This window comes from Candidatus Chryseobacterium colombiense (assembly GCA_029203185.1).
Taxonomy (GTDB): Bacteria; Bacteroidota; Bacteroidia; order Flavobacteriales; family Weeksellaceae; genus Chryseobacterium; species Chryseobacterium colombiense.
On the sequence record CP119310.1, the window covers coordinates 3,245,248 to 3,262,221 of the forward strand.

Below are 16,974 nucleotides of genomic sequence, written 5' to 3' on the forward strand. Positions count from 1 at the left end.
TTTTTCCGAATACAAATATAACAAAAATCCCAGCGATAAGCCGGGATTGATATTTATAAAATCTAATGTTTCTTAGATTATTAGAAATTGAATGATAATGTTGCAGCCCATGTTCTTCCGAATCCGAAGAAAACTTGGTTACCTGTAGCAACACCTTTATATAATTTGCCCGCTTGCTCATAAGTTGGAGCTGTAGCTGCAGTTCCAGTTTTATCATCAGCGTGAATAGCTGTTAAAGATTCTGCAATATAAGTAGTATCAAACAAATTATAAACATTTCCTCTGATTGTAAAGAATTGCGAAGGATTGTTTAATTTTATTTTGTAAGAAATTCCTAAGTCGAATAAGTGGTAAGCAGGAAGTTCTAGTGCTCCTTTAGCTCCGGCTTGGCTATAAGTATATACATCTAAAGATGAGTATAAGTTATTAGCATATCTCCAGTTTGCATCAATTTTAAGATCTTTTACTGGACTTACCGTAAGACCTAAAGCGGCAGTCATTTGAGCAGATTCACCCACTTTTACATTATCTAAGTTAAGCGTTAACTCATTAGAAGCATTTCCTGGTATAGTGTATGGTGCATTATCTGCATCAGTGAACGTTGAAGCTGTTGCTGTTCCTTTGTAATGCCAGTCTCCTACTGAGAACATACCATAAGCAGACAAGAATCTGTTAAGAACTAGGTTCGCATCGATTTCAATACCTTGGTGAACTTCGTTCATACCATTAATTTCTGCATAATAAGTAGTTCTTACATTCGTTGGACTGGTGTAAGATAATCCTGTTTTTCTTAAATATCTGTCGTCCCAAGTGGTTCTGTAGATGTTTACGTTGGCATTGAACTTTGAAGATCTAAACCCATATCCTAGTTCTGCACCAAATATCTTTTCGTTTTTAGCATCTGGAGAAACTATATTTTCATTACTTCTGTAGATTGAATTAAAGAAAGGTTGTTTCTCATAATAACCAATATTACCAAATACATTATGATGTTCATTGATATTATAGTTTGCTCCTGCCTTAACATTATAACCAAGTAGGTTTTTATAGTCAGTTGTTGTTGGCATGATAGTGCCGTTCTTAGATTTGGTAACATTATCAATGATAAAATTATCAATTCTTTGGAAGCCTTGGTTTGAAACTGATCCCTGTACAAATGCAGAGAAATCATTTTTTGTATATTCTAATTGTCCGAAAGCACCATACCAAAGTACGTTAGAATCATTACTGAAAGTAATTCTATTATTAATATCTGTTACTTTTCCTCCGAATGGATTCCAGTTTGGATTTGTACTTTCAGTTGCCGTTACGATATTATTACCAATATTTTTATTGCTTTTATCAAGATAACCTGAACCTCCTAATAAGTCACTTACTACTGTATAGTGATAACCTTTATAGTATCTTGCATCAACACCCGCACTCAATTTAAAGTTTTCATTGAATTTATGGTTAAAAGATGAGATTACACCAAACCAGTTATGCGAGTTTACAGATGCGTTTCTAATCAAAATTCCTTTAGTTGGATCTGATGCTTGATTCGCAGCATAAATTGCATCAAAGTTATAAAGTCCTGTATTCGGATCTCTGAAAGTACTTAAACTTTTTCCATTTGCACTACCGGTAGTGTTAGTACCACCCCCTCTACCAAAAGAAGCGTAAACAACGGTATTAAGTTTTGATTTCTCACTAATGTTCCAATCCCAGTTTAGAGACATTACTGGTTTATGATAATAATTTACTCTTGCAGAATATTCTCTACCATTCAAATATCCCCAGTCTGAGTTATATTTTCTATCTGGTGTTCCGTCGTGGTCCTGATTATAAAGGATGTAATTATCAATTGTTGAAGCAAAAGATCTTTGGTTATGCCATTGAGGAGCTCCAGTAATTGTAAATTGAAAATCATGTTTGCTACCAGGTTTGTTATATCCTAAGGCAAAATAATAGTTATAACCTTCAAACTTTGTTCCATCAGCATACATAGATCCTGCTGTTCTACTCATTAAGAATGAAGAAGACCATCCTTTTGCAGATTTTCCTGTATTGTATGCAAATAATGATTTCACATAATCATTATTTCCTAATCCAAAAGAAACAATTCCACCTTGTTTTTTATCAGCTGCTCTTGTTAAAATATTTACTGTACCCCCTACAGATGCAATAGCTAATTTGGAAGAACCAAGACCTCTTTGTACTTGCATAGCAGATGTTACATCAGAAAGTCCGGCCCAGTTAGACCAATAAACAGCTCCATTTTCCATGTCGTTTACAGGCATACCATTTACCATTACGGCAATGTTATTTTGGCTAAAACCTCTAATATTAAGTTTAGAGTCTCCAAAACCTCCTCCAGCTTTTGTTGCATACACAGATGGAGTTGTATTTAAAATTTCCGGAAATTCCTGATTTCCTAATTTTTCAACAATTTGTGCTTCTTTGATTGTCGAAACTGCTACCGGTGTTTTTCTGTCTTTTGCAATGTCAGCCACACCAGTTAGTACAACTTGTTCAATGTCCTTAGACCTTGTGTCAACTGTGTCTTTAGTTTTTTGAGCGTAATAGACACTAGCTGTAGATAATGTAATTATCGCAGTTAGCATCGATTTGTTGATTAATTTCATAATCGTTAGTAATAGTTAGATTTAAATTTTATGCAAAAATCGGTATTTTTTTTTTAACTATTATTAACTAACTATTAATTTTTACTCAATCTTAATAATTGTTATTTATCTGATTTTCAGATGTTTGTATTTTATGCTACGCATAGTATGAAAAAAATCATATTGTTTAATTGGTAATAAACTGACTTGATTTTTGTTAAAAATTCAAAGCTATTTCACGGCTTTGAGACTCAGATCCATATTGTGAGCAGAGTGAGTAAGGGCACCGGCAGAAATATAGGTTACCCCTGTAGAAGCAATTTCTTTCAGTTGGTCACGGGTGATTCCGCCTGAAGCTTCAGACTCGCAAGAGCCATTAATAAGCTGTACTGCCTGTTTCATCGTTGCAATATCCATATTGTCAAGCATGATTCTGTCAACTTTTGCATTGATGGCTTCCTGAACTTCCGCAAGGTTTCTGGTTTCAACTTCTATTTTCAGCTTCTTTTTATTTTTTTTGATATAATCTTTGGCCATTTTTACAGCATTCGTAATACTGCCATTATAATCAATATGGTTATCTTTTAGCATGATCATGTCGTAAAGACCATATCTATGATTGGTACCACCCCCAATAGCAACGGCCCATTTCTCACAGACCCTGAAGTTGGGAGTCGTTTTTCTTGTATCTAAAAGCTTAGTTTTAGTTCCTACTAATCGGGAATCCCAATCATGAGTCAGGGTGGCAATTCCACTCATTCTTTGCATACAGTTCAGAACGAGTCTTTCCGTAGAGAGAATAGATTGGGCACTTCCTGTTACAATAAAAGCTACTTCACCTACTTTCACAGCATCACCATCTTTTACAAAAGTTTCAACTTTTAAGTTTTTGTCAAACGTTTTAAAAATAATTTCAGCCAATTCCACACCAGCCAAAATACAGTCTTGCTTTACCAAAAGCTTTGCACTTTGTTGCAGATCTTTTGGAATGGTTGAAAGGGTGGAGTGATCACCATCCTGAATGTCTTCTTCTAAAGCGTTTTTGATGAATTGTTTTAAAACTTTATCTGTAACGTATGCTGGTCTTTTCATAGGGTCTATTTTAGTAATAATATGATGCTTTTGTTCCGAATAGTAGATCATGAATTATAAAAAGTAAAATTACTTCATTTTCTTCAGCTTTTATTTTTTCGAATTCTATTTTTTATACGGATATTCTCTTGATTAGTTGCAGTAAATTCTATTACAGCTTTTCCGTCATCTCTTTTTGGGTCGGGCTGATAAAAAGTATATTTCCAATTGAAATCTTCAAAATAATATGCCTGACCGTGGAAAAAGAATTTGTCTTTTTCAAATTCCAGGATTGCATATTGGTGATTGGTAATATAATAAAAAGTTAAGGGCAGCTTATTGTCATTAATGATTTCATCCAGATCAAATTTATTTTTTCCGAAATAGTAGGGCTTTCCTAGCTGAATCATATTGCATAATAAATTTAAAGGAAGTGGATGTTTTGCTTTTAAAATAATAGTTTTTTTGAAATAATTAAACAGATCTTTCTCAAAAAATATAGCTGCAAAAATAATTACTCCGCCCCAAATTTCTCCCCAATGATTTCTGTTTTCAAAACCGAAAAAAAGAAACAAAATGATTGAAGAAATAACTATAATCAATGATATTCTTAAAATGTATAAGATCTTAACAATTGTCAAAATCCTAAGACTGAATATTTCCATGACTTCCGCTTTACAATTCTTTAAGCCAAATCTTTATTATAAAAGGCTCCCTTATTTTCTTTCATTTCCATAGACTGTGTAATGATAAGATGGGCAACAGTGGTTAAATTTCTCAGTTCTGATAATTGCGGTGAAAGGATAGAGTAGTGGTAAATTTCATCTACTGCAGCTGCAATTTCCTGATGTTTTTGCAGAGCCATATTCAGACGGCGATTGCTTCTTACAATACCGACCAGGTCACTCATCATTTCCTGAAGCTGTTTTCTTAAATATGAAATAATGACCATTTCATCCATGATCTTCATGCCTTCTTCATTCCATTCCGGAACAGCTTTTAAATCATCGAAGTTAAAATTGTTTTCATGTAATAATTCAACGGTTTTCATAGCAGCACTGTGACCAAAAACTAATCCTTCCAGTAAAGAGTTTGAAGCTAATCTGTTGGCTCCGTGAAGTCCGGAATTAGTACATTCTCCGACAGCAAAAAGATTTCTGATGGAAGACTGCCCGTCCCTGTCTATCTCAATTCCTCCCATTAAGTAATGGCAAGCCGGAACCACAGGAATGAGTTGGGTAAAGGGATCAATTCCTTCATCTTTACATTTTTTATAAATATTTGGGAAATGTTCCAGGAATTTTTCATGATCCATTTCCTTGCAGTCCAGTCCTACATATTCGTCTCCGGTGATTTTCATTTCAGCATCAATAGCTCTGGCAACAATGTCTCTCGAAGCCAGTTCTTCACGCTCATCATATTTATGCATGAATTTTTCACCTCTTTTGGTTCTCAGTTTTGCTCCGTCTCCACGTACGGCTTCGGAAATTAGAAACAACATTCCGTCTATCTTGCTGTATAAGGCAGTAGGGTGAAACTGGTAGTACTGCATATTGGAAACTTTTCCTTTAGCTCTTGCTACAAAAGCGATTCCGTCTCCTGTTGCAATGGTAGGATTGGTTGTGTTTTTATAAACATGACCGGCTCCTCCTGTGGCAACTAATGTTATTTTTGAAGTGATTTTTTTGATTTTTTTAGACTTCTCATCTAAGATGTAGGCTCCATAGCAATGAATGTCACCTTCGTTCAGTTCTTTTCCGGGAACGTGGTGCTGAGTGATAATATCAATTACGTAATGATGATCAAGGATTTCTATGTTTTCACTCTTATTGGCAGTTTCCAGAAGAGCTCTTTCAATCTCAAAACCAGTGATGTCTTTATGATGTACAATTCGATTTTCGGTGTGTCCTCCCTCTCTTCCTAAAGCAAACTTTCCGTTTTTCATATCGAAGTTAGCTCCCCATTCTACAATTTCATTAAATCTTTTTGGGGCTTCAGTCACTACCATTTCTACCACGTCACGTTTATTTTCACCATCTCCGGCTCGCATGGTGTCTTCGATATGTTTTTCGAAGTTGTCTTTTTGAAAGTCTGTAACTACAGCAAGACCTCCTTGTGCATATTTGGTATTGCTTTCATCTTCGTCAGATTTTGTTACGATGATTATTTTGGTGTCAGGAAACTGTTCAGAAACCTTTATGGCATAAGAAAGTCCCGAAATTCCGGAACCGATTACTAATACATCCGCTTTTATCATATCCTTAGTTTAAGACTAATCGTCTAAATAATTAAATAAATTTAAACAATTTTTCGTTTGGTTTTCTTACTTTTTTCATGTGCTGGAAATGGTCTTCTTCCGAACGGTAACCTAAAGCGAGGGTGACGGTTACTTTTTCGGTTTCAGGATTTACCTCTAAAATTTCTTCGATGAGTTCCTGACGAAAACCTTCCATAGGGCAGGTGTCTATATTTTCGATTGCAGCCGCGTACATTAAGTTTGCCAGTACGATATAAGACTGTTTTTCTGCCCAATTGAAAATTTCATCCTGTGTTTTTTGATTAATATGCTGGTTGATACTGTTTTTAAAAAGATCCAGTTTGTCCATCGGTGTTTCTCTTACTTTGGAGATGTGCCGGAAATATCCGTTGATATAACTGTCATCCACTATTTTTTTTGAAATAATAACAATTAAGTGAGAGCAGGTGGAAATCTGAGATGGATTATAAAATGCCGGAATTAATTTTTGCTTCATTTCCTTACTTTCCACGACAAGGATTTCGTAAGGCTGAAGACCCAGAGAGCTTGCCGATAATTTTCCTGATTCAAGAATGTTGTGTAATGTTTCTTGAGGGATAATTTCGGAGTTAAATTTTTTCACAGAATATCTTCTGCTTAAAGCCTCTAAATAATTCATCTTACAAATTTAATAATTGAAGCCGAGAAAAAGGATTTTAATAACAAAAAATAAGGATTACTTCCAATGAAATAATCCTTATAAATTTTATAGGTAATGTTTGTTACTCTCTGTTTTTAACCAATATCCATCCGGAATATTTGAAAGGAGTACTCTTTTTATCATTCTCATTCCATGTTACAGAATACCAGTAGCTTCCTGTAGGAACTTTTCTTCCGACAGTTGTTCCGTCCCATTTGTAGTTGTTGGATTTGTCTCCCTGATGAATTTTTGTTCCATATCTGTCAAATACACTAAATACCAAGTTTTGCTTATTTGCCAGTGCGGAATAATCAATAACATCATTTACTCCGTCTCCGTTTGGTGTGATTACGTTAATTAAATTCGGAACAACAACGCCTATTACTATGGGTTCGCAATCATAGGCATCTTTTACATATACTGTATTATCTCCCCTTGGTACATTTTTAAAAACATTAGAGTCTTGCCAGCTGATGTTATCCATAGAGTATTTGTAAGGAGCGGTTCCTCCAGTTACATATACTGTAACTGTATTGGTTGCGATATCGATACTCGAAACTACAGGTTGTTCAGAAGGATATACTTTTACAGTTTGTGTAGTCCAGCATTGTCCTGTTTTTAGCTGTACCCAATAGGTGCCTACTGTAACATCTGATATGGATTGTGTTGTCGCTCCGGTGCTCCATTTGTATCCGTCAAAGTTAGGACCAGCATCTAATGTTGTCTTATCTTCAAAACAAATAATCTTGTCCTTCAAAACTGTTGAGTAAGTAGGAGGGAATACTTCCAGAGTGATTTTTGCAAGTGCAGAACATTCATAGTTGTTGGTTACTGTTACATATACTACGCCATTCGGAGCGATATATTGGTCAGGATTTAGGATTTCATTTGTTCCATTCTGTGCGTCGGTTAATGAAGGGTAATATTTTTTAGTGGCTCCTGATATAGTGGTTATTGGGGCTGTTGTAAGGTTGAAAAGTCCTGTTGCTGTGTTTTCCGGAAGGAAACAGGATCTTAGTGTAGCATCGGTCACACTTACGGTAGGTGCAACGTTTAAGGTTATTTTCGCGTCATTATTGTCACACAATACTGATGTAGGATCTTTAATAACTACAGAAATATTTGTACTAGCACTATATTGAAAATGAGTAGGATTGGCAATAGGAGTTCCGCTTCCCGTAACATAATAGGTGAAATTATAGTTGGCCGGAGTGGATGAGAACTGTGAATTAAACTGTGTCAAATCAACAGTAGAAGTTCCTGTAGAATCCGGACAGATAAATTTTGTTATTGTAGTGGCCAATAATGGAATTTTATCCACATATACTTTTACGTTCTTAATAGAGTGTCTTTCTCTCGCTCCTCCTGTAGAAGCTGAAAATCCAAAATATCCAACCGTCATTGCAGCTGCGGTACCTGCCGGAGCAAAAGACTGGTTACAGATAACTGTCCCGTCAAGCGTTATTTTTACAATCCAGTTGGCGGGAGCGGCTGGATCTACCTGGCCTGTTACCTCCACATGTTTGTAAGTGCTTCCTCTGAAATTTTGGGTAGCATTCAGATCCGGGGAGTGAAATGAGCTTCCGGGTGTATTGAAGTATTCAACATTGTTGCTGTCTGTTGTGTTGGCAACCTGTCCGTATGCTACGTGTACCTTGCTCATTTGAGCTGTGGTTGTATTGTTATAGGTGTCAAAACCAACAATGAAACCTACTGCATTTTGAGAAACTCCGAGCCCAGATCCTAGTATACTTGCAACTGGTGGATTGGCAAGATACCAAAATGCAATACCATCGCCGTTATAACTTTGAGGTGAATCCATTCTGAAATCAAACTCTACTCTCCATTTATCACAGTATTTTAAGTTGATAGGATCATTCAGCCTTATAGAGCCTGATTGGTCATTAAGATCGGGAGTAAGCTGAATGAAATCTGTATTTACCGTAGTTGGGGAGACCATGGTCCAACCCGTTGTATTTACAGGATTTCCTGCGAGTTGATACGTTTGTGCAGATGCTTTTGATGAAATTATTAAAAGAGAGACTAAGTAGCCTAAAAGTAGAATTTTTTTCATTTGTAAATACGATATATTGTTGGGGGAAATTTTAAATTGTTTTGAGAATAAAGGGAGGCGCTTGCATATAAGCGCCCCCAAAAATCCTAATTCATTATTCTCTATTTTTCACCAATACCCATCCGCTGTACTTTGTTTGGGTATTGTTTTTATCATTTTCATTCCAAGATATGGTGTACCAGTAAGTTCCTGTGGTTATCTTTTTACCACCTGAAGTTCCATCCCATTTGTAGTTTCTTGTTTTATCTGCTTCAAACTTTTTATTGCCATATCTGTCATATACCACAAAACTTAAATTTTTCTTGTATGCTAAAGCGCTGTAATCGATGAAATCATTAATGTTATCTCCATTTGGAGTAATGGCATTGATTAAATTAGGAACCGTTACTTGGATCTGGATAGGTTCACAATTGTAAAAATCTTTTACGAAAATTTTATTTTCTCCTCTTGGAAGCCCTGTAAATATATTAGAATCCTGCCATTTGATACCATCCAAAGAATATTGATAAGGAGCGGTACCTCCGTTCACATTTACTGTAATGGTATTGTTCTTAATATCTAAACTTGTAATTACAGGATCTGCAGCAGCAATTACTCTTACAACTTGTTTTGTAATGCAATTTCCGGTTTTCAGTTTTACCCAGTAGATTCCTACAGGCACATTATGAATAGACTGGGTCGTTTCTCCTGTGCTCCATTCATAAGTTGCAAATCCGGGACCTGCGTCCAATGTTGTTTTATCGTCAATGCATATTGTTTTGTCTTTCAATACGGAAGATGTAACAGGAGCAATGACATTTAATTTTATTTTTTTAATAATATAGCAAGAATTAGTGCCTTTAATCCTTACATAGACTTCTCCATTTGAAGAGATGTAGTTGGTTGGATTTGGAATTGCATTGGTATCAGCTAAAGCATCAGTTGAAGTTATATAATATTTTTTTGTTATTCCTGCTTCTGTTGATACGTTGGCGGTGTCTAGATTAAATAAAGCTGCGGTAGGATTATCCTCAATGAAGCAAGACTGTATTGATGCATCAGTAGAAACGGGTAAAGGAAGGAAGCTTAATGTAATTTCAGCATTTCCTGTACAACCCTGTGGAGTAGTAACTTTTACATATACTTTGCCCGGTGCAGAAACATAGGCGTTTGGGGTCGTGATTTCATTAATACCCGCAGTTAAGTCTGCTAATGTTCTGTAATATTTTTTTACAACACCGGGTACAGTGGTTACGGGTGCGTTATTCAGGTTGAATGTAGCTGTAGCTGCATTGTTGTTGTTACACTCACTTATGGTGACGTTATTGGCTGTAAATGGAGATAGAGTAAGTTGTATTTTTCCATCAGGATTATCACATAAGATTGCAGAATTATCTTTTACAATTACGTTTACGGTTGTATTGGCATTAAACTGAAAGTTGGTTGGGTTGGTAACCGTACTTCCGTTTGCAATATAAGTAAATGTATAATTACTAGGTGTAGTTACAAACTGGCTATTGTACGATGTTAAATTTACAGTTGCGAAACCAGTACTAGGGTTTGGACAGAATGTATCTGTAACTGTGGTGTTATTCAGTGCAACTTTATCCATGTAAACTTTTACATTTTTAATAGAATGTCGGGATCTTGCGCCTCCTGTAGATGCAGAAAATCCAAAATATCCTACGGTCATCGCTGCAGCTGCGCCCGAAGGAGCAAAAGATTGATTACAGATCACTACCCCATCAAGCATTATCTTCACAATCCAGTTAGCGGGATTCGAAGGATCTACCTGGCTGCTAACTTCCACATGTTTATACGTTGTCCCTTGAAACGGTTGAGTTGCATTAAGATCTGGTGAATGAAAAGAACTTCCGGGAGTATTAAAAAATTCTACATTATTGGTATCGGTTGTGTTTTGTACCAGTCCATAGGCGACATGCACCTTGCTCATGCCCGAACTTCCTGTAGAATTGTTAAACGTGTCAAAACCCACTATGAAACCCACTGCATTTTGAGAAACTCCGAGTCCTGATCCCAATACACTTGCAACAGGTGGGTTTGCTAAATACCAAAAAGCAATACCATCTCCGTTATAAGTTTGGTTTGAGTCCATTCTAAAGTCAAATTCTACCCTCCATTTGTCACAGTATTTTAAATTGATAGGATCATTGAGTCGGATAGAGCCTGATTGATTGTTGGTGTCGGGAGTCAGCTGTACAAAATCTGTATTTACAACGGTAGGGGAGACCATTGTCCAACCAGTTGTATTTACCGGGTTTCCTGTCAGCTGATAAGTCTGGGAGAGGAGGTTCCCGGAAATACAAAATAAGATTATCGTTAAATAAGATAATAGAATTTTATTCATTTAAGAGGAGATTTAGTTAAACGTGTAAATATATTAAATCTTGTTGATATAATGTATATTTTCTGTTAATCTTCTCTTAAATGCTATTTATTTATCAATAAATCATAAAAATGAGGGAGAAAAATAGACTTATTTTATTTGTAATCGTTTTAAATAAAAATTAAAAAAGACTGTTGTTTTCGAGATTTTCAAAATAAGTGTCGATTTCAAGGGAGTTTGAATTGGCAGCGGCAACAGCGAGCTTATCACACAGTTCGTTTTCAAAATGACCTGCATGGCCTTTTACCCAATGCATCTTAGGTTGATGGAGGTTGTAAAGTTCAACGAATCTCTTCCACAGATCCGGATTTTTTACGTTTTTCCAACCTCTTTTTATCCATCCCGATATCCAGTTTTGGTTCACTGCATCGGCTACATATTTGCTGTCGGTGTAAATATGGATGTCATTTTCGGGAGATTTTAATTTTTCAAGAGCGGTAATAACAGCTAAAAGTTCCATTCTGTTATTGGTTGTTTTTCTAAAACCCTTGGAAAATGTTTTCTGATATTTTTTTTCCGGAACACGCATAAGGATTCCATATCCTCCTTTTCCGGGATTTCCACTGCAAGCTCCGTCGGTATATATTTCGATTCTCAAATCTTATAATCTAAATCTTTTAAAAAGGAAAATCATCATCGTCATCAAAATCATTCATCGAAGATCCTGAAACCTGAGAATTATTTGGTAAATCAAACGCTGCACCTGGCTGAATTGTTGTTTTGATTTTATCAAAGCCACTTGGTTCGTTTTGTCCAAAACCAGAAGGATATCCTCCGGTTCCGCCATCAAAGGCAGCTTCAATATCTCCGAATTTTGCAAAGTGCTTCAGGAAAGACAGTCTCACATCTGCAGTTGCACCGTTTCTATGCTTTGCAATGATAAGTTCTGCCTGATTCTCTGTTGAGGTTTCCTGTCCTTCTTCATCATTATCCCAAACCGTAATTTTATAATATTCCGGTCTGAAGATGAAAGATACAATATCCGCATCCTGCTCAATTGCTCCGGATTCCCTCAAATCTGAAAGCTGAGGTCTTTTTCCCGGACGTGTTTCCACACTTCGCGAAAGCTGGGAAAGTGCAATTACGGGAACGTTCAATTCTTTGGCAATCGCTTTTAATGAACGTGAAATCATGGAGATTTCCTGTTCACGGTTTCCGGTTCCTTTTCCACCACCTCCCGCAGTCATCAGCTGAAGGTAGTCGACCATGATTAATCTAACTCCGTGCTGCATTACCAGTCTTCGGCATTTTGCACGGAAGTCAAAGATGGAAAGAGAAGGAGTTTCGTCTATGTATAGAGGGGCATTTTCGAGCTCGGATACGTTAGAGAACAGTCTTTGCCATTCTTCGTCGTCTAGTGTTCCTTTTCTTAGTTTTTCTGAAGAAATCCTTGTTTCAGAAGCAATCATTCTGGTGATCAGCTGTACGGATGCCATCTCGAGAGAAAAAAGTGCCATAGGAATTTTATGTCCTACTGCAATATTCCTTGCCATTGAAAGAAGGAAGGCTGTTTTTCCCATCGCGGGACGTGCGGCAATAATAATAAGGTCAGAATTTTGCCAACCTCCGGTTTCTTTATCTATATCTCGGAATCCGGAAGGAACACCGGAGATACCTTCTTTATCCTTTAGTGATTTTATGGTATCGATGGCCTGTTTCACCAATGTGTTTGCCGTATCAAACCCTTTTTTGATGGTTCCGTTTGTGATTTCAAAAAAGGATTGTTCCGCTTTGTCCAGAAGTTCAAAAACATCTGTTGATTCTTTATATGAAGAATCAATAACGTTTGCGGATACATTGATTAGACTTCTTAAAATATATTTTTCGAGAATAACACGAACGTGATATTCAATATGGGCGGAAGAGCTTACTCCCATCGTAAGATCGATAATATAATGATCTCCTCCTGCCTGATTCAGTTTTTCTTCTTTTTTGAGATCCTGGATAATGGTCATTAAGTCAACCGGATGGTTGCCTTCATAAAGTTTTAAAATGGTAGAAAAAATTACCTGATGTCTCGGGTCATAAAATACTTCTGGTGTAAGTAGGTCAATTGAATGGTCGAGTCCTTTTTTATCAATTAAAAAAGTACCTATAACCAATCTTTCAAAATCTACTGCATTAGGAGGCATTTTTCCATCTGCAATTGACAGCTCTTTCGCAAAGTTTCCGTGAGTAAGAGATGATAATGTTTCTTTCTGCGCCATAATATGCAAAGATAGTTTTTTTGAAAAGCAATTAAAAAATAGTAATTAAGATTTTAGTGTTGATAAGTTTAAAATGTTAGTACTGAAAGGCTTTTTTTTGGTGCATAAAAAAATCACTCCTGATAGAAGTGATTTTTTTAGATATTTAAATTTAATTTATTCTCTGTTTTTTACCAATACCCATCCACTGTAGTTGGTTTGCGTATTGTTTTTGTCATTTTCATTCCAGGAGATAGAATACCAATATGTTCCTGTAAGAATTTTCTTTCCAGAAGCCGTTCCGTCCCATTTGTAATCTCTGATTTTTCCAGCTTCGTATAGTTTGTTTCCATATCTGTCGTAAACAATGAATACTAGATTTTTCTTATATGCTAAAGCACTGTAATCAATGTAATCATTTACGTTGTCTCCGTTTGGTGTGATGGCATTAATAAGATTTGGAACAGTTACCTGAACTTCGACAGGAGTACAATTGAAAGAATCTTTTACGTAAATCTTATTTTCCCCTCTTGGAAGTCCTGTAAATACATTAGAATCCTGCCAGTTGATACCATCTAATGAGTATTTATATGGAGCAGTTCCTCCGTTGGCTGTTACAGTAATTGTATTGTTTTTAATGTCAATGTTGGTAATTACAGGCTGATCAGAAGGATACACGTTTACTTTTTGAAGAGTAAAACATTTTCCAGTTTGTAATTTTACCCAGTAAGCTCCTACAGCAACACCTTGTATAGTTTGGGTAGTAGCTCCTGTGCTCCATTCATAGCTTGTAAATCCAGGACCAGCGTCTAGAGTGGTTCTGTTTTCCATACAAATTGTTTTATCTTTTAAAACAGCTGACTTTACAGGAGGTAAAACAACAAGTGTAAGTTTAGCAATTGAATAACACTGATCTGCGCTATATACTCTCACATAAGCAACGCCACTAGTAGAAATATAATTGGTTGGTGTGGTAATTTCATTGGTTCCACTTACAGCATTAGCTAATGTTGTATAGAATTTTTTCTGCGGATTTGTAAGTGTTGATACATTTGCTGATGTAAGATCAAAAGATGCGGTTGTGATATTGGTATCTATAAAACATGATTCAATGGTAGCATCATTTACTACAACAAGAGGGTAAAAGGTTAATGTGATTTCTGCATTAGCACTACATCCATCACTAGTAATTATTTTTACATACACTTTTTTCTGTGCAGAAACATAATTGGTAGGATTGGTGATTTCATTGGTTCCAGCATTAAGGTCATTCAGCGTCGGATAGTATTTTTTTGTAGCAGTACCTGAATAAACAGGTGCTGTAGTTAAGTTGAATGATCCTGTGCCTACATTATTGTTGTTACAAGCATAAATAGTTGCATTGCTTCCTGTAATATTCCCTTGTCGGAACTTGAATTTTCCTGTTTGGAAACATCCGTTGATAGGATTGGTAGGGTTTGTTGGGTCGGTATATTTTAATCTGTAATAATAAACGGTTACCGCATCTACCATAATAGGGGTTGTGATTGGATTTTGCCCGGTTATTGCATCATTAGGATTATTATGGTACGTAACAGTGAAATTAGTGTTTCCGTTTAAGATTCCGGCTGTTAACGTGCTGAAATCAAACATGGTAGGTAAAACGCATTTTAGGATTTCGTTGGGGGCAGTTGGATCAGTGGCATTAGGCACACCTGGAGTTATAAAAGGATGTGGAGTCAATGCTGGGTTGTTGAAAGCTGAAGTTAATGTAGCGGTTCCTCCCCAAGTTAAAGAGAATCCGTTAGCAGTACTTAAAAAGTTGTCAACAAGTAAATAGTAAGTCTGACCAGCAACTACATCCATATAAGCACTAAAAGCCCCACTCGTTGCGGCTCCTGTTAATGTAGTGACTAAACCTGTTGGTCCGTCGGCTCCTGAATAATTACATCGGATAGGAGCTGTAGTGTATATTGCGCTACATGGTACGTTTGGACCATAAACAGCAAAATCATAATCATCCGTAAATACATTCGGATTAATCGTGAAGGTTAATGTTCCTGAAGTTGCTATAGTAAATGAATACCAAACCGAAAAGTGCTCACCTCCTTTCAGACAAAGGTCTGCAGGAGCCGGATTGGGAATATCCTGTGTATTTCCAGATCCGGAAGGAGTATATGAGATATCCGAATTTCCGCAAACAGGTATAGATGAAACACAATCTGACTGTGAGTAATATATTTGATAAAGGAATAAAATGGAAAAGAGTAGTAGTTTTTTCATTTTAAAAATTTTTTTGATAGTAAAATTAAAAAAGTAATGACAAATGTAAAAATATTTTGTCAGATAAGAAGTGTTTTAGTTAAAAATACTTAAAATATGAAATTTTAAAATGCTTTAAATGAAGGCTAACTAAATAAGAATCCATATGTTATTAATATTGCATCTTTCTCAGTTTTGGATTTGTGCTTCCTACGAGTAAGGCAATCAGAATAGTCATGCTGCCTCCAAAAACTACAGACCTTACAACACCAAGAAGCTTTGCCGTAAGACCACTTTCAAACTGTCCCATTTCGTTACTGGACATGATGAAGATAGAATTAACACTAAGAACTCTTCCGCGAATATGATCAGGTGTCTTCAGCTGTACAATAGTTCCTCTGATTACGACAGAGATCCCATCAAGCATTCCACTTGCGACAAGAAACAGGAAAGACAGCCAGTAAAGCTTCGATAAACCAAATCCTATAATGCATAAACCAAATCCCGCAACAACTGCCAGTAAAATTTTGCCTTGGTTCTTTCTTAGGGGAACAATAGATAAAATGGTGATAATACACATGGATCCTATGTCGGAAGCAGCGTTTAAAAGTCCAAATCCTTCGGCACCAACTTTAAGGATGTCAGTAGCAAATACAGGAATCATAGCAACAGCACCGCCAAAAAGAACAGCAAACATATCGAGGCATAAAGCACCCAGAATTTCTTTAGTTTTAAAAATATAAGAAATTCCTTCCCTCATACTTTCTACAACATTTACAGATTCTTTTTTGTATTCAGAATGTTGTTTTTTAAGCTGCCAGAAAAATAAAGAAGCTAGAATGATAAGCCCAATAATCACTAATAAGGTCCATCTTACCCCGAAAAAACCAATTAAAAAACCTCCGCACGCATGTCCGCATACTGAAGAGATCAAAAAAGTAGCCTGGTTTAAGGTGATGGCGTGCGGAAGGTTTTCCTTTTGCACAATCTTAGGAATCATAGAAGGGACAATTGGCCCGATGAACGCTCTTGCGATTCCCGTAAAAAAAATAACAGAATAAATAAAATAAGTGATTTCATGACCCGTGAAATGCATTCTTACATTGAGAAAAGCCGGAATTAATAAAAGTCCAATTAAGAAAACATAAGCATAATTACAGATCAGGAGAAGTCTTTTCTTTTCATTCATATCGATCACATGTCCTGCATACAGGGCGCAGCTTACAGCAGGAATTACTTCGGAAAGACCAATAAGTCCGATAGAAAAAGGATCTTTTGTAAGCTGATAGACCCACCAACCTAATAAAGTGGCAAGCATTCTGAATGCTAAAACAATAAAAAACCTTCCGGTAAGAAGATTTCTGAATTCAATATTTTGTAAAGTTTTTAGGGGAGTGAAAGAAATCATGCACAAAAATAGGCCTAAATATTTATTTAGGCCTATTGCTGTATTATAAATTCAAATGATAAATCAAAT

At 36.2% G+C, this 16,974-nt stretch carries 11 protein-coding genes; all 11 read right to left on the reverse strand.

The window, feature by feature from the left end:
• Positions 1–80: 80 nt before the first annotated feature.
• The 11 genes from P0Y62_14655 to P0Y62_14705 all read right to left on the reverse strand — a co-directional run bounded on the left by P0Y62_14655 (position 81) and on the right by P0Y62_14705 (position 16,905).
• Positions 81–2,624, reverse strand: coding sequence for a TonB-dependent receptor plug domain-containing protein (locus P0Y62_14655; protein ID WEK69077.1), 2,544 nt, complete (start codon positions 2,622–2,624; stop codon positions 81–83).
• A gap of 210 nt (positions 2,625–2,834) precedes the next feature.
• A complete protein-coding gene (gene nadC, locus P0Y62_14660) occupies positions 2,835–3,695 on the reverse strand; it encodes a carboxylating nicotinate-nucleotide diphosphorylase (protein ID WEK69078.1) in 861 nt (286 codons plus the stop codon).
• 83 nt (positions 3,696–3,778) lie between these two features.
• Positions 3,779–4,339 carry a hypothetical protein gene (locus P0Y62_14665; GenBank protein ID WEK69079.1) on the reverse strand — a complete coding sequence of 187 codons (561 nt, stop codon included), beginning with the start codon at positions 4,337–4,339 and terminating at the stop codon, positions 3,779–3,781.
• A 20-nt stretch (positions 4,340–4,359) separates the two neighbouring features.
• A complete protein-coding gene (gene nadB, locus P0Y62_14670; protein WEK69080.1) occupies positions 4,360–5,931 on the reverse strand; it encodes an L-aspartate oxidase in 1,572 nt (523 codons plus the stop codon).
• A 31-nt stretch (positions 5,932–5,962) separates the two neighbouring features.
• Positions 5,963–6,589, reverse strand: coding sequence for an NAD(P)H-dependent oxidoreductase (locus P0Y62_14675; protein ID WEK69081.1), 627 nt, complete (start codon positions 6,587–6,589; stop codon positions 5,963–5,965).
• Between the two features lie 103 nt (positions 6,590–6,692).
• Entirely contained in the window at positions 6,693–8,684 is a 1,992-nt protein-coding gene (locus P0Y62_14680; GenBank protein WEK69082.1) for a T9SS type B sorting domain-containing protein, read from the reverse strand.
• Between the two features lie 94 nt (positions 8,685–8,778).
• Entirely contained in the window at positions 8,779–11,031 is a 2,253-nt protein-coding gene (locus P0Y62_14685) for a gliding motility-associated C-terminal domain-containing protein (protein ID WEK69083.1), read from the reverse strand.
• A 160-nt stretch (positions 11,032–11,191) separates the two neighbouring features.
• Positions 11,192–11,668 (reverse strand): ribonuclease HI, encoded by a 477-nt coding sequence (rnhA, locus tag P0Y62_14690; protein ID WEK69084.1) that lies wholly within the window; start codon positions 11,666–11,668, stop codon positions 11,192–11,194.
• A gap of 19 nt (positions 11,669–11,687) precedes the next feature.
• Positions 11,688–13,277 (reverse strand): replicative DNA helicase, encoded by a 1,590-nt coding sequence (dnaB, locus tag P0Y62_14695; protein ID WEK69085.1) that lies wholly within the window; start codon positions 13,275–13,277, stop codon positions 11,688–11,690.
• Between the two features lie 156 nt (positions 13,278–13,433).
• The gene (locus P0Y62_14700; GenBank protein WEK69086.1) at positions 13,434–15,518 is read right to left on the reverse strand and encodes a T9SS type B sorting domain-containing protein; all 2,085 of its coding nucleotides are present in this window, start codon (positions 15,516–15,518) and stop codon (positions 13,434–13,436) included.
• A 151-nt stretch (positions 15,519–15,669) separates the two neighbouring features.
• A complete protein-coding gene (locus P0Y62_14705; GenBank protein ID WEK69087.1) occupies positions 15,670–16,905 on the reverse strand; it encodes an MFS transporter in 1,236 nt (411 codons plus the stop codon).
• Positions 16,906–16,974 lie beyond the last annotated feature (69 nt).